Raw genomic sequence first — 16651 nt, 5'->3', positions numbered from 1 at the left:
GGCCCCGCTGGTGGCGGTTGCGCCGACGCCCGACGGACGCGCCACCTGACGAGCCAGGGCCCGTCGGGGTGGAGCTCGACGAGCCGGGACCCGACGGGGTGGAGTCCGACGGTGTGGAGTCCGACGGTGTGGAGTCCGACGGTGTGGAGTCCGACGGGACGGGGCTGCCGGTGATCACTGCGGCCATCTCAGCGGCCCTCCTCTGACTTGCGGGCACTGCGGTTCTGGAGCACCTGGATGCCGCCCGCGACGATGATGATGATGAGCGTCAGCACCGTCGCGATCGCGGCGCCGTAGCCCACCCGCGAAGTGTCGAAGAAGTTCAGGAACGAGTAGTACGAGGGCACCAGCGTGGACCCCTCAGGACCGCCTCGGGTGAGCACGTAGATCGGCGCGAACACCTTCAGGGCGGCGATGGTGCAGGTCAGAACGATCACGAAGGTCTCCGGGGAGATCTGCGGGATGGTGATGGCGCGGAAGCGGGCGAACCAGCCGGCACCGTCGAGCTCGGCCGCCTCGTACAGCTCGGGATCCACCCGCGCCAGGGCGGACATGAAGATCACCGTGGGATAGCCGATCTGGATCCATATCAGCACCAGCATCACGGAGCCGAGGGCGAGGGTGGGACTGCCCAGCCAGTTCGGCGGAGCCTCGATCCCGATCCCCCGCAGCAGCACGTTGACCGCTCCGGTCTGGCTGTTCAGGATCCAGTTCCAGACGATGCCGGCCACCGAGATCGGCAGGATCTGCGGCAGGTAGTAGGTGGCGCGGAGGAACGCGGCGACCCTGCTGTTCCAGTGCTTGGCGACGTAGTCGAACAGCACCGCGGCCAGCAGCAGGCCCAGCAGGGTGGGGACCACCACCATCGCCGCGATCATCGACAGCGAGTTGCGGAACGAGAGCCAGAACGCGTCGTCGGACAGCAGCGCGACGTAGTTGTCCAGACCGATCCAGCGCTTCGGCGACAGCCCGCCCTTCCAGCTGTGCAGGCTGTACCAGATGTTCAGCAGGAACGGCACCAGGATGATGACGCCGAACGAGAGCAGACCGGGGATCAGATAGGGCCAGTACCCGGCGGCGGCGCTGCGAGGGCGCCGTCTCCGCGGGGGTCGCGCGACGGATGTCGACGACGGTGGGGCGACTGTGGTGGACATGCTTCCTCCCTGGGGAGGGCGGGCCGCTTGCTGCAGCCCGCCCGGGTGACTGTGCTGGTCTCACTCACCGGTGAGGTCGGAGCGACCGGTCGCGTAGACCTCTCCGAGCTCGGCCATCGCCTGCTCCGGAGACTTGGAGCCGTTGATGAGGGACTGCATCGCGCTGACGACCTGGTCGTAGAACCCGGCGACGGGCCAGTCCGGGTAGAACGCGAGGCCATCGGACTCGTTGACGGCCGCGAAGTTCTCGGTCATCTCCCGGGTCTTCTCGTCCTCGATCGCCGAGGTGTCCCCCGCGACCGGCAGGCCGCCCTTCGCCCCGAGCAGGTCCTGGACCTCCTGGGACATGGTGATCTCCATGAACTCGTAGGCGAGGTCCTTGTTCGCGGCGTTGGCGGGCACCACCCAGAGGTTCCCCGAGGAGCCGATGGTGAGGTCGGAGCCGGGGAAGAGGAACTGCCCCCACTCGTCGGTCATCTCCGCCACCAGGCGGCCGAACCACCACGAGCCGGAGAACATGATCGGGTAGGTGCCGGAGATGAAGGCGGTGCCCATGTCCTCGGCGGTCAGGCCGGCGGAGTCGCCGGCGAGGTAGCCCTTGGCGACCCAGTCGGCGAAGCGCTGGGCGCCGGCCAGGATCGGATCCGCCGCCCAGTCGACCTCCCCGTCGAAGAGCTGGTAGGCGTCCACGAAGTCACGGTCGGCGTGGGCGAGGGCGAGCTGGTACCAGAGCTGCCCGGCGGGGTACTCCGCGCCGGCGCCGGCCAGCGGGATGATGTCCTTGTCGACGAAGGTCTGCAGGACGTCCTCGAACTCCTCGAGCGTGGTCGGGACGGCGACCCCGGCCTCGTCGAACATCCGCTGGTTGTAGAAGACGTAGACGTACTCGCCGTAGTTGGGCAGGCCGAACCAGTCGCCGGAGCCCATCAGGCCGAACTCGTCGTAGCGGGAGGTGGTCTGCAGGCTCGCGGAGAGCTTCTGATCCCAGCCCTTCTCGGTCGCGATCTCGGTGAACGGCTCGATCAGGCCCTGCGCGGCGAGCTGCCCGGCGGTGGAGTTGCCCTTGTTGAACTCCATCAGATCCGGGACGTCGTCGCCGGTGAGCACGATGGTCGCGTTCTTCTGCAGCTGCTCGAAGGTCTGCTTCTCGACGGTGACGGTGACCTCGGGATGCTTCTCCTCGAAGATCTCCTGGGCCAGCGCCCAGGCCTGACCCATCGCGGAGTCCTCGTTCTCGTAGTGCCAGATGACCAGCGAGGTGCCGTCACCCGAGCCGCCGCCGCTGCCGCCGCAGGCGCTGAGGGCGGGAAGGGCGGCGGCGCCGAGGGCGGAGGCGGTGAGGAGGGTGGTGAAATTCCTGCGCTTCATGAGTTCCTACTTCCTTGTGGGAAGGACCCTCGGGTGGGGCCCTCTGGGAGGTGCGGGGGGCGGGGGGGGTGCGGGTGGTGCGGGGCGGTGCCGGTGCTGAGCGGGTGGCCGCTCAGCCGACGCGCCGGTCCTGGACCGAGCCGCCGTCGAACGGCGCACAGACGACCAGCACCTGCGTGGGCGGGGCGTTCGCGTCGGCGAGCTGGTCGAGCAGGCCGTCGACCGCCCGTCGTCCCATCTCCTCTCCCGGTGCCCGCCAGGAGGCCAGGCTCGGGGTGGTCATCGACGCCGTGCGCTTGGAGGAGACGACGGTGACGATGGAGAGGTCTTCGGGCACGTCCAGTCCCATGGCCTGCAGCTCGTTGACGAAGCCGACGACGGCGAGATCGTTCATCGCCACCACCGCATCCGGGCGCGGGCCGGCGGTGAACACCTCGCGGGCCAGCTCGCGGCCTGCCTGCGGGCTGGGATCCAGGGCGTACTCGCGGTGTGCGAGGCCCCGCTCCTGGGCGAGGCGGGAGAAGTCCTCATGGGAGCGCACGGCGGGGCCGTAGCCGGAGGCCTCCATCTCGCGGGAGCGGCCGATCAGCATCAGGTCCCGGTGCCCGGAATCGGCCAGCGCGTCGAGCGCGTGGGCGATGGTGGTCTCGAAGTCGATGTCGATGTAGTGCAGCTGCTCGCTCTCGCGGCTGCGGCCGACGGAGAAGAAGGGGACGTCTGCGTCCTGCAGGCTCTCGATCCGCGGATCGTCGAGCGCCACCTCGACCAGCAGCACCCCGTCGGCGTGCCCCTGACCCACCAGGTCGGAGAGCTCCTGAGGGGCTCGCTGCGAGGCGATCGGCCACACGGTGAGCAGGTAGCCCCGCTCGGCGGCACGGTCGTACGCCCCGCGGACGATCTCGAAGACGGTCTCGCCGGCGGAGACATCGAACTCCGGCAGGTGCAGGGCGAGGATCCGGGTGCGCCGACTGGCGAGGCTGCGGGCGATCGCGTTGGGGCGGTAGCCGAGCTCCCGCATCGCGAGCTCGATGCGCTCACGGGTGGCGGCTGCGACCGGCTTGTCCCCCGAGAGCATGTAGGAGACGGTGCTCAGCGCGACGCCGGCCTCGCGCGCCACATCACTCATCGTCGCCATCTCCGCACCTCCTCATCAGCTCTTCCACACCATCAGTCGAAGCGCTTCGATCAGATCGAACTCACCGCCCCGTCAGTTCAGGGAGGGGATCACTCAGGTGGAGTCGAAGCGCTTCGACACCTTCGTGCCAGTCAGTATGCGGTGCCGCGCAGGAGGCGTCAAGGGCCCGCTCGGCGAGGGGCCCGTCGGCCTCAGAGACCCAGCACGGCCGTCGCGATCGTGAAGTAGATGATCAGGCCGGTGGCGTCGCAGAAGGTGGAGATGAAGGGGTTGGAGAACACCGCCGGGTCCGCGCCCACCCGCTTCGCGATCAGCGGCATCATCCCGCCCACGATCGCGGCCATGGCGCAGATCGACAGCAGCGTCGTGCCGATCACCGCGCCGATCGCCCACCCGTAGACGAGGCCCGCGACCAGGAAGCCGAGCGCTCCGAGGACCACGCCGAGCACCGTGCCCACCCGCAGCTCCCGCCACACCACCCGGGGCAGGTCGCGCACGCGCACCTCGCCCACGGCGAGCGCGCGGGTCACCGTGGTCGCGGCCTGGTTTCCGGTGTTGCCGCCGGTGCCGGTCAGCAGTGGGATGAACAGCGCCAGGATCACCACCTGGTCCAGCCGATCCTCGAAGACCTCGAGCACCTGGACGGTGAGGATCGCGGAGATCGCGAGCACCAGCAGCCAGACGATGCGACTGCGCACGACGCGCAGGATCGGCGTGGAGAGGTAGGCGCGCGGCAGCGGTTCGGAGCCGCTGGTGCGGGCGGAATCCTCGGCGTTCTCACGCTCGATGATGTCCACGGCGTCATCGACGGTCACGATCCCGACCAGCCGCCCTTCGCCGTCCACAATGGGCATGGCCAGCAGCTTCGCCGCGAAGAAGCGGCGCGCGGCATCCTCTCGGTCATCGGTCGCGGTCGCGCTGACCGGCACGTGGGCGATATCGCCCACGAGCGCATCGCCGTCGGCCACCAGCAGGCGGCGCAGCCCCACCACGCCCAGCAGCAAGCGGGAATCATCCACCACGGGCAGCAGGTAGATCGTCTCGGCCTGCTCGGCCTGCGCGCGCACATGCTCGAGCGCCTCTCTCACGGTGAGCCCGGGGGCCAGGGTGAGCACCTCGGGCGACATGTATCGACCGATCGCGTGGCGCGGATAGCCGAGGACCGCGGTGGTCATCGCGCGCTCGGCGGCATCCAGGCCGTGCATCAGCCGCTCGGCGACCGAGGCCGGCAGCTCATCGAACAGGGAGGCACGGTCGTCAGGGTCGAGCTCGCCGATGATGTGGGCGACCTGCTGGGTGCGCAGCGCGGAGATCAGCTCGGCCTGGTGATGCGCCGGCAGCGCCTCGAACACCGCCAGGGCGGCGGTCTTGCCGAGCACCCGGAACAGCAGCGCAGCCTCGGTCGCGGGGCGGGTCTCCACGAGGTAGACGAGCTCGCCGATCGGCAGCGTCTGCGCCTCCAGGCCGAGCTGCTCGAGCTGGGCCTCATCCTGCTCCTCACCGCGCAGCAGGGTCAGGACGGTATCGATGGTCGCGCTGGCTGGAGTCACAGAGCCATTGTGGCCGACGTGGTCGCGGGAGTCCCCGGATCGATCCGTGCGACGTTGGTAGACTGTCACGTATATCGAAACATCCGTTTCGCATGTCAAAACTTCGCCGGTCGGGCCATTCCGCCATGCACTCCGGCAACGCCAAGGAGACCCGTCATGACCACCACACGCCCGTCCCTTCCCGAGCGCACCGCCGCCGCCCGGCTGATCGTCGTGATCCGCGGCGAGCGCGCCGATCAGTACGCCCCCGTGCTCGAGGCCCTCGCCGGCGCCGGGATCCGCTCCGTCGAGCTGACCCTGTCCACCCCCGGCACCCTGGACGAGCTGCCCGCCCTGAGGGAGCGCTTCGGGGACCAGCTCGATATCGGCGTCGGCACCGTCACCGATCCGGCGGATCTGCGCACCGCCGCCGAACGCGGTGCCCACTACATCGTCACCCCGATCACCCGGGCGGACCTGCTCGCAGCGGCTGCGGAGTCCGGGATTCCGATCGTGTCCGGCGGTCTCACTCCGAGCGAGCTGCACGCCGGCTGGTCCGCGGGCGCGGCGGCGGTCAAGGTGTTCCCGGCCTCTGTGGTGGGCCCCGGCTACCTCAAGGACCTGCGCGGACCGTTCCCCGGCATCCGCGTCATCCCCTCCGGCGGAGTGGACCTCGAGGCGGCGGCGGCCTGGCTGCAGGCCGGGGCCGAGGCGGTCTCCGTGGGCGGGCCGCTGCTGGGCGATGCCCTCCGGGGCGGGAGCCTCGAGGAGCTGGCCGAGCGCGCGGCGAGGTTCGTCGGCGTCACCACCCGCGAGGCCGGCGCATGAGTGTCCCGGCCGAGGGCGGTCGTGCGTCGGCCGGGCCCCGCGTGGTGGCCGTCGGCGAGACCATGGCGCTGATGCGCACCTCCACGATCGGCTCGCTCGCCCATCTGCCCTCAGTGGACATCTCGCTGGGCGGTGCGGAATCGAATCTCGCGATCGGGCTGCGCCGGCTGGGCGTGCCCTCCGCGTGGGTGAGCCGGGTGGGCGATGACCCCCTGGGCACGCACGTGGCCCGAGAGATCCGCGCCGAGGGCGTCGAGGTGCACTGCACGGTCGATCCGGAGCGGCCGACGGGCCTGATGATCAAGTCCCGCCCCAGCGGGACCACCACCCGCGTGGACTACTACCGGGCCGGGTCCGCCGCCTCCGCACTCACCCCGGGCGACATCCCGGCAGGGCTCATCGAGCAGGCCGAGATCCTGCACCTCAGCGGCATCACCCCACTGCTCTCGAAGACCGCGCACGCCACGAACGTCGCTGCCGTGCAGCGCGCGGTAGCGGCAGGAGTGCAGGTCAGCCTGGACGTGAACTACCGGTCGCGGCTGGGAACGCGGGAGCGCCTCGGGGAGCTGCTGGGCGAGATCCTCGAGCACGTCGATGTCGTGTTCGGCGGGCCGGAGGAGCTCTCGATCCTCGCGCCGGCCGTCATGGAGTCCGACCACCGCGCCCTGCTGCACGCACTGGAGGCCGACGGACGCCAGGTGGTCGTGAAGCTCGGGGCCGACGGTGGCGCCGCCCTCGCGGGCGGCACGATCCACGAGGCGCCCGGACACCGGGTCGACGTGGTCGACACCGTCGGCGCCGGGGACGCCTTCGTGGCCGGCTACCTCAGCGCCCAGCTCGACGGGCTCGACGTGCCCGCGCAGCTGGCCCGGGCGAACGCCTGCGGGGCGCTGGCCTGCACCACCCCCGGGGACTGGGAGGGAGCGCCACGGCTGCGCGACCTCGACGCCCTGCTCTCCGGCGGCGCGGCGGACCCTGTGAGCCGCTGACCGTTTCAGCCGCGGGCAGGGTCAGCTGATGGCAGGGTGAGCCGCTGACCGTTTCAGCCGTCGGCGGGGCGAACTGCTGGCGTCAGACCGCGAGCGCCGCCTCGGCCATCGTGGGGTAGTCGATGTAGCCCACGGAGAGCGCCTCGCCCGTATCGGGATAGAAGGTGGCCTTGTGCTGCGGGTTCAGCACGGCGCCGGCCGCGATGCGCTCGGCGAGGTCCGGGGTGGCGATGTAGTCGCGGCCGAAGGCGACCGCGTCGGCCGCGCCGGCCTCGAGGAGCCGCTGACCGTCGGCCGCAGTCATCTCGTCATTGGCGATCACGGGACCACCGAAGAGCCCGCGGATCACGCCCACGAGGCTGTCCTCGTCCTCCACCTCGCGGATGAACAGGAAGGCGAGTTTCCTCCTCCCGAGCTCCTCGGCGACGTGGCCGAAGATCGCGCGAGGATCGCTGTCGCCCATGTCGTGCTCCTCGCCGCGGGGGCGCAGATGCACACCCACCCGGCCGGGGCCCCAGACGTCGAGGACCGCGTCGGTGATCTCCAGCAGGAAGCGCGCCCGGTTCCGCACCGAGCCGCCGTACTCGTCGGCGCGCTGGTTGGTGCTGTCCTGGAGGAACTGGTCGATCAGGTAGCCGTTAGCGCCGTGGATCTCCACGCCGTCGAAGCCGGCCCGCTTCGCGTTCTGGGCACCGTGCCGGAAGTCCTCGACGATGCCGGGGATCTCTTCGACGGCCAGCGCGCGCGGCTGCACGTACGGACGCTTGGGCCGCAGTCGTGCCACGCGCCCGGCGGGGGCGACGGCGCTGGGGGCGACGGGCGCCTCCCCGCCGAGCAGCTCGGGATCGGAGATCCGGCCCACGTGCCACAGCTGCAGGACGATCCGGCCGCCCGCGGCATGCACGGCTTCGGTGACCTTCTGCCACCCTGCCACCTGCGCGTCGTTCCAGATACCGGGAGTGCCGTGGTATCCCACGCCCTGAGGGCTGACGGAAGTGGCCTCGCTGATGATCAGCCCGGCGCCTGCCCGCTGGCTGTAGTACTCGGCGTTGAGCTCCGTGGGGACCCGTTCATCGCCGGTGCGGGCGCGGGTGAGCGGAGCCATCACGATCCGGTTGGGGAGCGTGAGCTCCCCGAGCTCGAGCGGTGTCATCAGGTCGGTCATGCGGGATGCTCCTTCACGGCGCGGTGCACAGAGCGGGTGCACAGCGCGGGGCGGCGGGTCTCGTCGTGCTCGTCGGGTCGTGCTCGTCGGGGCGTGCTCGTCAGTCTCATCGTGCTCGCCTGCGCCAACGAGCCTCTCCCGGCGTCTATTCCTCAAGGCCGCCGCATTCCGGCCGAACGATCTTCTTGTCACGTCGGCCCGGCCGCCCCGTTGCACTGGTTCGCATTGCTAACTATATTGACGTCTCGTGTCGACCACTTCCCCCACCTCGCTTCCCGGCGAGCTCCCCCAGCACCTCGCCCTCGTCTGCAGCCAGTTCTCCCGGCTCGCGGCGCGACGCTCCGAGGTGGGCGTCGGGACCGTCTCCTGGCGAGTGGTCGCCACGATCGACCGGCACGGCCCGCTGCGCCTGAGCGAGATCGCCGACCGCGAGCGGGTCTCCCGCCCCACGGCGACCACCGTCATCAAGCGCCTCGAGGAGGAAGGGCTCGTACGCCGCGAGCCCGACCCGGCAGATTCCCGCTCCTGGCTGGTCAGCACCACGGAGCAGGGCGTCCAGCAGCTCGCCGCCTGGCGGGCCCAGCTCGCCGAGGGCGTGGGTGCGCTCCTGGAGCCGCTGCCCGACGCCGACCTCGCAACCCTCGCACGCGCCGCCGAGATCCTCGCCGGACTCGTCGACGCCCACGACGGCTGACGCCGAGCCCGACCCTGCGAGGGATCCCGAGCCGGACCCCGAGCCGGATCCGTCGCGGATCCGTCGCCCCGCCTCGTCGCCCCCTCGCCGCCGTACTTCCCACCGAAGGAACCCCCAGCGCATGACCGCACATACCCCCGAGCACACCGCCGCTCCCCACGCACCCGCCGTCGCCCCCACTACCGCCCCGGCCACTGCAGCGACTCCCGCCCCGCACGCGGCGCCCACCCAGCCCGCGGTACCAATCCAGACCGCAGTACCCACCCTGCGCGAGGCGTTCCGCCAGCCGAAGTCCGTGTGGGCGATCGCCTTCGCCGCAACCGTGTCGTTCATGGGCATCGGCCTGGTGGACCCGATCCTCCCCGCGATCAGCAGCCAGCTGGACGCGACGCCCTCGCAGGCGATGCTGCTGTTCACCAGCTACCTCTTCATCACCGCGATCGCCATGTTCTTCACCAGCTGGTTCGCCTCGAAGATCGGGGTGAAGCGCACGCTGCTGATCGGACTGGTGCTGGTGGTGCTCTTCGCGGCGCTGGCCGCGGGAGCAGGGAGCGTCTGGGAGATCATCGGCCTGCGTGCCGGCTGGGGCCTCGGGAACGCGCTGTTCATCTCCACGGCGCTGGCCGCGATCGTGGGCGCGACCGCCGGGCCGAGCGCGGGCGCGATCATCCTGTACGAGACGGCGCTCGGCATCGGCATGGCCTTCGGGCCGCTGCTGGGCGGGCTGCTCGGCAACGTCTCCTGGCGCGCCCCCTTCGCGGGCACGGCGGTGCTGATGGGCGTCGGCTTCCTGGCGATCATGGTGCTGCTGCAGAAGGAGGCACGTCCCGCACCGGTCTCGCCGCTGGCCTCCCTCCGGGCACTCTCCCATCCGGCGCTGCGCACCCTCGCGCTCACCGCGATCTTCTACAACTTCGCCTTCTTCACGCTGCTGGCCTACTCCCCGTTCCCGCTCGAGGCGGCGGCCGCCGCGCACGGGATGGAGTTCGGCGCGCTCGGCATCGGCGGGGTGTTCTTCGGCTGGGGGCTGGGCCTGGCGATCACCTCGGTGTTCGTCGCCCCGGTGCTCACCCGGAAGCTGGGACTCATCCCCACGCTGCTGACCACACTCGGCCTGCTCGCGGTGCTGATGCTGGTGATGAGCATCTTCCACACCTCGATGACCGGTCTGATCACGCTGATCGTGATCGGCGGGCTGCTGCTGGGCATCATGAACACGGCGCTCACCGAGACGGTCATGGAGGCCACCGACCTGCCCCGCGGCGTCGCCAGCTCCGCCTACTCGGGCGTGCGCTTCCTCGGCGGTGCGATCGCCCCGGCGATCGCGGGCCCGCTCGCGGCAGCGACCGTGGCCGGCGCCCCCTACCTGCTCGCGGCGGGCGCGCTGGTGATCTCGATGCTCATGCTGGTCCGCGGCCGACGCCACCTGGCCGCAGTCGGCACCCACCACCAGCTCACCGACCTTGAGCAGGCCGAGGCGATCACCGTCGGCGACGAGGGGTGAGACCGAGCCTGCCTCTGTCCCGTGAGGCCGCCCCGACCGTCGATCGACCACTACCGTTGATCCACCCCAGCTGACCGGAACGCCCCAGCTGGCCCGGACACGCCGCGCGTCGACCACCGAGATCACCGTCCCCTGCCAGAAACGACAGCAATCGGTGATCTCGACGCACCCTCACAGCGTGTCGTGGGCGACGGAGCCACGGTTCGAAGCCGACCCCGGACACGCCGTAGCTGACCGGAACACCCCAGCTGATCCTGGACACGCCGCGCGTCGTCCACCGAGATCACCGTTCCCTGCCAGAAACGACAGGAATCGGTGATCTCGACGCATCCTCACAGCGTGTCGTGGGCGACGTAGCCACGGTTCGGACTGGCCAGCGGCCACCGATCACCGTGCACCCCTCACCGGACCGGACCGGACGCCTCACCAGTCGTGGACGGTGCCGTCCCGCAGTCGGTTCACGGGCAGGTAGGCGGGCTGGTAGTCGTGCTTGGCCGCGGCCTCCTCGTCGAGCTCGACGCCGAGGCCCGGGGTGTCGCCCGGGTGGAGCAGGCCATCCTCGAAGCGGTAGCTGGTGCGGAACACCGACAGCGTGCTCTCGGAGTGCGGCATGTACTCCTGGATGCCGAAGTTGTGGATCGCGAGGCCCAGGTGCAGGTTCGCGGCCATCCCCACGGGCGAGACGTCGGTGGGGCCGTGGAAGCCGGAGCGGATGCCGTAGATCGCGGCGAAGCTCATGATCTGGCGCAGTCCGGTGATGCCGCCGGCGTGGGTGGCGGAGGAGCGCACATAGTCGATCAGGCGCTCGGTGATCAGCGTCTGGTAGTCGTAGACGGAGTTGAACACCTCGCCGATCGCGAGCGGGGTCACCGAATGCTGGCGCACCAGGCGCAGCACCGCCTGGTCCTCGCCGGGGGTGCAGTCCTCGAGCCAGAACGGGTCGTAGGGCTCGAGGGACTTCGCGAGCTTCGCCGCCTCGATCGGGGTCATGCGGTGGTGGCCGTCGTGCAGCAGGCGCAGCTCGGGGCCGAACTCGTCGCGCACTCCGGCGAAGACGGTCGGCAGGTGGCGGAGGTAGGCGGCGGTGTCCCAGGACTCCTCCGTCGGCCGCATCGTCGTGCCCCCTGCTCCCGCCGTCGCCCGCCCAGCCGGTTCGTATTCATACTTCCCACCGGGAGCAGCGTCGTGCACGCCGTAGATCTGGTCCAGCCCCGGCACGCCCGCCTGGATCCGCACCGCTCGGAAGCCGTCCTCGACGTAGCCGTGGATCGCCTCGTTGAGCTTCTCGATGGTGGTGCCGGAGGCGTGGGCGTAGGTGAGCAGGCCGCTGCGGGAGGCACCGCCGAGCAGCTTGTACAGCGGCTCCCCCGCCTTCTTCGCGGCGATGTCCCACAGGGCCATGTCGATCGCGGAGACTGCGCTCATCGTCACCGGTCCGCGGCGCCAGTAGGGGCTGCGGTAGAGGTACTGCCAGATCGATTCGATCTGGGATTCGTCGCGGCCGATGAGGGTGGGGGCGACGTGGTCGCGCAGGTAGGAGACCACCGAGAGCTCGCGCCCGTTCAGGGTGCCGTCACCGAGGCCCATGATGCCGTCGCTGGTGGTGACCTTGACGGTCACGAAGTTCCGGCCAGGGCTGGTGACGTTGACGTCGATGCGATCGATGGCCATGCGGGGCTCCTCCGGGGCGAGGTGGCGACCTGCGAGACCTCGATGCTGTTTTATATGATGGAACGCTTATTCTGTAGTTCGTGACGAGTCTAGGTGTGCCATGCGCACCGAGCAACATCTGCTCAGCCACGGAGAGAGGCACGAGATGACCACTTCTGCATCCGGCGCGGAGCCGACCGAGCCCCACGCTGCCTCCCCCGTCGGCAGCGTGGACAAGGCACTGATCCTGTTGGAGATCCTGGCCGCAGCCGGCCCCGAGGGTATGTCCCTGCGCGATATCGCCGAGGCCGGAGGGTTGAACAAGGCTTCGGTGCACCGCCTGCTGCGGGCACTCATGCACCGTGGCTTCGCGGAGCAGTCAGCGAGCGACCAGCGCTACCGGCTGGGCACCACCCCGCTCGAGCTCGCCCATGCCTACGGTGCCGGCGAGAACCTGCCGACCCTGTTCGCGCCGGCGCTCGCGAGCATCTCCCAGCACTCCCAGGAGCTGGTGCACCTGGGGCAGATGGACGGCACCCGCGTGCTCTACCTCGACAAGGTCGAGCCCGAGCGCACGCTCCGGGTGTGGTCGCGGGTGGGCAGCCGAGCGCCGGCGGCTCGCACCGCGATGGGCCGGGCGATGCTCGCGGCCGACGGGGTCCGAGGGGACGCTCTTGCCGCGTACGCCCAGGCCACTGAGGTGGGGGCGGGCGAGACTGGGGCCGTGATCAGCCTGCAGCACCTCACCGAGGTGGTGGATCAGGCCGCGGCGCGCGGCTGGTCCACCGAGATCGAGGAGAATGAGACAGGCATCGCCTGCGTGGGCATGGCGTTGACCCGCACCGGCGGACGCTCGGTCGCCGTGAGCGTCACTGGGCCGCTCGAGCGGATGGGGGCGGCGCGGCGCAAGGAGGTCGGTGCACTGCTGCACGAGGAGCTCAGCCGCCTCGCACCGGCAGGGTTCGAACTCGCGCGCTGAGTGACGGACGCTCGTCAGTCGCCGAGCGCGGCGTAGGCCTCACCGAGGCTCATGTACTCGCTGTCCCAGACGTCCATGCCAGGGATCGTTCCCCCGGTGACCGCGCCGAGGAGTCGGTCGAGGTACCACTCCCAGCCGGGCCCCACGTACTGGAGCATCTCGAGCGGGACGTCGTGGTGACGCAGCGCGAGTCGGGTCATGCCGCTGCCAGCCCCGTCGGCGTCGTCGGCGCCCGGGCCAACCCCAGTGTCCGCGTCGGCGAGCTCAAGGGACAGCCGCCAGGTGCCCTCCTCCATGGAGGAGCTGACCGTCAGCAGTCGGCCCGGTTCGCAGGCGTGGATCGTGTACTCGGAGGCGGACGCCTCCCCCGGATCGGCGGTCATGGCGACCATGACGGAGCCGCTCGCAGGGTCACCGGTGAAGGTCCCGAACCAGGTGCCGAGCAGCTCGGAGCGGTTCAGGTGCTCCCAGATCCGGGCTGCGGGGGCGGCGACGGTGCGGGTGAGCACGAGGTCGGGGCCTGCGGTATCGAGGGTTCCGGTGATGGGCATCTGCACTACTCGGGTCAGGCGAGCTGCTGGCGGTCAGGCGATCTCTTCGGGAACCGCCACTCTCGGCCGACGAGCCTTCGTCATCTCGAGCACGCCACCGACCACGCTGCCGATCACGAGCGCGACCAGCACGGTGATCAGGGTGGCCAGCAGCGGCAGCTGCGGCAGATCGACCCCCGCAAGCTCATACAGCAGCATCCCAAACATCCCGAACACGCTGATCAGCGCGCCGATGATCGCGGCCGCCGCCACCCCGATCTGCAGCGCCCGCACCCTGCCCGCGACGGCGACCAGGAAGCCGACGATCGCCACCAGGGCGACCGCTCCGATCACCACCGAGGAGAGCACCACCAGGGTCGAGGAGCTGATGCCGAGCATCGCGACCACGGTCTCGCCGGGCTCGCCGAGGCCGATCAGCACGCAGGCGACGATCCCGAGGACGATGGCGAGGGTGTTGCCATCCTCATGCACGATGACCAGCACCGCAGCGGCGATCGCGCACAGCAGCCCCAGCGTCAGCCCGATGCCGCTGAGCGTCTGCAACGGCCCCGGCCCGATGAAGAACGCCGCGATGGCGAGCAGCACGCCCAGCAGCAGGCTGACCCCCATCGCGAGCCCCGCCCCGCTCCAGGCCCGACGCGGACCGGCGATGATCCCGGCGGCCAGCGGGAACGCGATCGGGACGGACAGCAGCACGGCCATCAGCGCGGCGGCGACGAGCTCGAGAGGATCCAGGTCGAAGGACATGACCCCATCGTCCCCCTTCAGCGCCGCAATGGAGAAGGAATGCGCGAAACGGGCTCTCAGAGGGAGCCTCAGAGCGAGGCGTCAGCGGGGCGACTCAGCGCGGCGGCCCAGTGCGGCGCCTCAGAGCGGAGCTGCAGCGCGCATGGGTCGGCGTCGACTCTCCGCGAGATGCCAGGCCCACAGGAGCGACCCGACCACCACGTAGCCGAGCGCGACCACTGCCACCACGGTGAGGCTGCCGGTGATCAGCGGGGCGATCACCCCGGAGAGCAGGGCGTTCATGACCAGGGTGAAGAAGGTGCCCAGCGATGCTGCGGCCCCGCGCTGATGCGGGAACAGATCCAGGATCTCCAGCTGGATGGGGGCGAAGAACAGCGAGGCGGTGAAGGACATCAGCATCGGGCCCACCAGCACCGGCAGCAGGCTCACATCGAGCTGCCCGGAAGGATCCGGGAAAACCATCACCAGCACCAGGTTCAGCACGCTGGTCACCACCGTGCCGAGGTAGCCGAGCGTGATCAGCCGGGTGCGCTCCATCGCGTCGGCCGCCCGCCCCACCAGGTAGGACCCGGCCATCATGCCGATGATCAGCGGGCCGAAGAGCACCCAGAAGTCCTGCTCGCCGAGCCCCAGCAGCCGCACCACGATGATCGGGGCGGCGGCGACGAACACGAAGTGCGCCGCGAACCCGAAAGCGGTCGCGAGCGCAATCCGCACCATCGTCGGGGAGCGTCCCACCTCCCACAGGGCTCCGACCACGGAGCCCACCCGCAGCGGGATCCGGGCCGCCTTCGGCAGGGATTCGGGCATCAGCGCGGTCGCCACCATCACGGCCACCCCGTACAGGCCGACGCCCACGAACACCCAGCGCCAGTCGCCCAGCAGCAGCAGCCAGCCGCCGAGCATCGGGGCGATCACCGGGGAGAGCGCGAAGATCATCATCACCTGCGCCATCAGCCGCTGCGCCTCGGCGCCCGCGAAGAGATCCCGGATCACCACTCGCGAGACGATGGTGGCGGCGCCGGCGCTCATGCCCTGCAGCACCCGCAGCGCGATCAGCATGCCCATCCCCGAGGCGAAGACCGCGCCGAACATCGCCAGGATGTAGATCGCAAGCCCCACGAGCATCACCTTCTTGCGGCCCAGCGCGTCCGAGAGCGGGCCGTGGAACACGCTCATCACTGCGAAGGAGGCGAGGTAGACGCTGATCAGCTGCTGCAGCACCACGTCGGAGGCACCGAACTCCTCCCCGATCTGTGTGAACGCGGGGAAGACGGTGTTGATCGTGAACGGGCCCAGCATCCCCAGGGCGGCGAGGGTGAGGGTGATGCGGGCGCCGGCCGTGCGGCGGCGGGGAGGGATGGTCGCGGGGTCGGCCGCCTCGGGGGTGGTCACGCCGGCGAGTCTATGACCAGGCGCTTTCGCCCCGTTTTCCTGTCCGCACCGGGCCGGAGGCACGCTCCTCGCCGGGGTGCGGCGCTCGCCTCAGGCGACCGACGGGCGGGCGCTCAGGGCGCCAGGGTGTCCAGCGTGCTCAGGGTGCCCCGGGGGATCAGCCGCGGCACCTCATGAGCCACGCGCACCGGGGTGCCCGGAGCCGCGAGCAGGGTCTGCGCAGTGCGGGCGAGGTCCACGCCGAGCTGGTGGGGATGGTGCTCGAGCACCGCCAGCGGCGGCTCATGGGTCTGACAGGCTGGCGAGTCGTCCCAGGCCACGATCGAGAGGTCCTCGGGCACCCGCAGCCCGGCCGCGGCCGCCCAGTGGGCGCCGGCGATCGCCATCGCGTCGTTGTCGTAGACGATCACGGTGGGGCGCTGCGGGTCAGCCAGCAGGGCCTGGGTCGCGGCGGTGCCGCTGTCGGCCCCGTAGTCGCCTTCGGCGAAGAGCGTGGGCAGGCCGCGGGCGTGCACGAACTCCCGATATGCCTCGCACCGCCAGCGGCTGTGCAGCAGGTGGGAGGGGCCGCCGACGTGGCCGATGGCCCGGTGGCCCCGCCCGTGCAGGTCCTCCAGGACACGTTGCATGGTGCTGGCGTTGTCGACGGTCACGGCGGAGAACTCGCCCTGGCGCTGATCGCCGATCACCACGAAGGGAAGGTCGAGCGTATGAGCCTGCTGGAGGCGGTCATCATCGTCCAGGAGGTCCTTGAGGATCAGCAGGTCGACCATGTCGCGCTCGGCCCAGCGCCGTACCGTCTCGATCTCCTCCCCGGGGCTGCCGGCGACGTGACTGAGCACGGTGTGGCCCTGGGAGACCGCGGTGTCCTCGAGGCCATGCAGGACCTGGGTGTAGAACCGTTCCGAGCGTGCGGACCAGACGGTCTCGGGGATCGTGATCCCGATGGTGGCCATGGATACC

At 70.4% G+C, this 16651-nt stretch carries 16 protein-coding genes; 6 read left to right on the top strand and 10 right to left on the bottom strand.

Annotated features, from left to right (window positions below):
• Positions 1–206, top strand: a 206-nt coding sequence (locus tag ACTH43_RS07290) for a hypothetical protein (protein WP_441444260.1), incomplete at its 5' end; no start/stop codon positions are given.
• On the opposite strand, the gene ACTH43_RS07285 is transcribed toward ACTH43_RS07290, so the two are convergent.
• The 4 genes from ACTH43_RS07285 to mgtE all read right to left on the bottom strand — a co-directional run bounded on the left by ACTH43_RS07285 (position 189) and on the right by mgtE (position 5207).
• Entirely contained in the window at positions 189–1154 is a 966-nt protein-coding gene (locus tag ACTH43_RS07285; RefSeq protein ID WP_441444259.1) for a carbohydrate ABC transporter permease, read from the bottom strand. The genes ACTH43_RS07290 and ACTH43_RS07285 overlap by 18 nt on opposite strands.
• Before the next feature lie 60 nt (positions 1155–1214).
• Positions 1215–2522 carry an ABC transporter substrate-binding protein gene (locus tag ACTH43_RS07280; protein ID WP_441444258.1) on the bottom strand — a complete coding sequence of 436 codons (1308 nt, stop codon included), beginning with the start codon at positions 2520–2522 and terminating at the stop codon, positions 1215–1217.
• 112 nt (positions 2523–2634) lie between these two features.
• A complete protein-coding gene (locus ACTH43_RS07275) occupies positions 2635–3657 on the bottom strand; it encodes a LacI family DNA-binding transcriptional regulator (protein ID WP_441444257.1) in 1023 nt (340 codons plus the stop codon).
• Positions 3658–3848: 191 nt separating this feature from the next.
• On the bottom strand, positions 3849–5207 hold the full coding sequence (gene mgtE / locus ACTH43_RS07270; RefSeq protein WP_441444256.1) for a magnesium transporter: 1359 nt from the start codon (positions 5205–5207) through the stop codon (positions 3849–3851).
• A gap of 156 nt (positions 5208–5363) precedes the next feature.
• On the opposite strand from mgtE, the gene ACTH43_RS07265 reads away from it, so the two are divergent.
• Positions 5364–6014, top strand: coding sequence for a bifunctional 4-hydroxy-2-oxoglutarate aldolase/2-dehydro-3-deoxy-phosphogluconate aldolase (locus ACTH43_RS07265; RefSeq protein ID WP_441444255.1), 651 nt, complete (start codon positions 5364–5366; stop codon positions 6012–6014).
• Positions 6011–7003: a sugar kinase gene (locus tag ACTH43_RS07260; protein ID WP_441444254.1), complete on the top strand. Its 993-nt coding sequence runs from the start codon at positions 6011–6013 to the stop codon at positions 7001–7003. Before ACTH43_RS07265 ends, ACTH43_RS07260 begins: the two co-directional genes overlap by 4 nt.
• A gap of 82 nt (positions 7004–7085) precedes the next feature.
• Here the strand turns inward: ACTH43_RS07260 and ACTH43_RS07255 are convergent, their stop codons facing one another.
• A complete protein-coding gene (locus ACTH43_RS07255) occupies positions 7086–8168 on the bottom strand; it encodes an alkene reductase (RefSeq protein ID WP_441444253.1) in 1083 nt (360 codons plus the stop codon).
• A gap of 247 nt (positions 8169–8415) precedes the next feature.
• Between ACTH43_RS07255 and ACTH43_RS07250 the strand changes: the two genes are divergently transcribed.
• Complete coding sequence (locus ACTH43_RS07250; protein WP_441444252.1) at positions 8416–8862, top strand: MarR family winged helix-turn-helix transcriptional regulator; 447 nt, start codon at positions 8416–8418, stop codon at positions 8860–8862.
• A 121-nt stretch (positions 8863–8983) separates the two neighbouring features.
• A complete protein-coding gene (locus ACTH43_RS07245) occupies positions 8984–10366 on the top strand; it encodes an MFS transporter (RefSeq protein ID WP_441444251.1) in 1383 nt (460 codons plus the stop codon).
• A 423-nt stretch (positions 10367–10789) separates the two neighbouring features.
• Here ACTH43_RS07245 and manD read toward each other — a convergent pair whose 3' ends face one another.
• Complete coding sequence (gene manD / locus ACTH43_RS07240) at positions 10790–12037, bottom strand: D-mannonate dehydratase ManD (RefSeq protein WP_441444250.1); 1248 nt, start codon at positions 12035–12037, stop codon at positions 10790–10792.
• A 145-nt stretch (positions 12038–12182) separates the two neighbouring features.
• Here manD and ACTH43_RS07235 point away from each other — a divergent pair, with 145 nt between their 5' ends.
• Positions 12183–12995, top strand: a complete 813-nt coding sequence (locus tag ACTH43_RS07235; RefSeq protein WP_441444249.1) for an IclR family transcriptional regulator — start codon at positions 12183–12185, stop codon at positions 12993–12995.
• A gap of 14 nt (positions 12996–13009) precedes the next feature.
• On the opposite strand, the gene ACTH43_RS07230 is transcribed toward ACTH43_RS07235, so the two are convergent.
• The 4 genes from ACTH43_RS07230 to ACTH43_RS07215 all read right to left on the bottom strand — a co-directional run bounded on the left by ACTH43_RS07230 (position 13010) and on the right by ACTH43_RS07215 (position 16644).
• On the bottom strand, positions 13010–13546 hold the full coding sequence (locus ACTH43_RS07230) for a hypothetical protein (RefSeq protein WP_441444248.1): 537 nt from the start codon (positions 13544–13546) through the stop codon (positions 13010–13012).
• A 33-nt stretch (positions 13547–13579) separates the two neighbouring features.
• A complete protein-coding gene (locus ACTH43_RS07225; RefSeq protein ID WP_441444247.1) occupies positions 13580–14293 on the bottom strand; it encodes a hypothetical protein in 714 nt (237 codons plus the stop codon).
• 120 nt (positions 14294–14413) lie between these two features.
• Positions 14414–15688 carry an MFS transporter gene (locus ACTH43_RS07220; RefSeq protein WP_441444246.1) on the bottom strand — a complete coding sequence of 425 codons (1275 nt, stop codon included), beginning with the start codon at positions 15686–15688 and terminating at the stop codon, positions 14414–14416.
• Positions 15689–15801: 113 nt separating this feature from the next.
• The gene (locus ACTH43_RS07215; RefSeq protein ID WP_441444245.1) at positions 15802–16644 is read right to left on the bottom strand and encodes a LacI family DNA-binding transcriptional regulator; all 843 of its coding nucleotides are present in this window, start codon (positions 16642–16644) and stop codon (positions 15802–15804) included.
• Between the last annotated feature and the right edge of the window lie 7 nt (positions 16645–16651).

This window comes from Brachybacterium sp., assembly GCF_052095815.1.
Lineage (GTDB): Bacteria > Actinomycetota > Actinomycetes > Actinomycetales > Dermabacteraceae > Brachybacterium.
Note: the sequence above shows the minus strand (reverse complement) of the source record. Positions and strands in the feature narration are given on the sequence as shown.

Coding starts and splice junctions, on each gene's coding strand:
- manD (WP_441444250.1), bottom strand. CDS start 12,037: ATGGCCATCGATCGCATCGACGTCAACGTCACCAGCCCTGGCCGGAAC.
- ACTH43_RS07255 (WP_441444253.1), bottom strand. CDS start 8,168: ATGACCGACCTGATGACACCGCTCGAGCTCGGGGAGCTCACGCTCCCC.
- ACTH43_RS07260 (WP_441444254.1), top strand. CDS start 6,011: ATGAGTGTCCCGGCCGAGGGCGGTCGTGCGTCGGCCGGGCCCCGCGTG.
- ACTH43_RS07225 (WP_441444247.1), bottom strand. CDS start 14,293: ATGTCCTTCGACCTGGATCCTCTCGAGCTCGTCGCCGCCGCGCTGATG.
- ACTH43_RS07280 (WP_441444258.1), bottom strand. CDS start 2,522: ATGAAGCGCAGGAATTTCACCACCCTCCTCACCGCCTCCGCCCTCGGC.
- ACTH43_RS07245 (WP_441444251.1), top strand. CDS start 8,984: ATGACCGCACATACCCCCGAGCACACCGCCGCTCCCCACGCACCCGCC.
- ACTH43_RS07265 (WP_441444255.1), top strand. CDS start 5,364: ATGACCACCACACGCCCGTCCCTTCCCGAGCGCACCGCCGCCGCCCGG.
- ACTH43_RS07285 (WP_441444259.1), bottom strand. CDS start 1,154: ATGTCCACCACAGTCGCCCCACCGTCGTCGACATCCGTCGCGCGACCC.
- ACTH43_RS07215 (WP_441444245.1), bottom strand. CDS start 16,644: ATGGCCACCATCGGGATCACGATCCCCGAGACCGTCTGGTCCGCACGC.
- ACTH43_RS07235 (WP_441444249.1), top strand. CDS start 12,183: ATGACCACTTCTGCATCCGGCGCGGAGCCGACCGAGCCCCACGCTGCC.
- ACTH43_RS07230 (WP_441444248.1), bottom strand. CDS start 13,546: ATGCCCATCACCGGAACCCTCGATACCGCAGGCCCCGACCTCGTGCTC.
- ACTH43_RS07275 (WP_441444257.1), bottom strand. CDS start 3,657: ATGGCGACGATGAGTGATGTGGCGCGCGAGGCCGGCGTCGCGCTGAGC.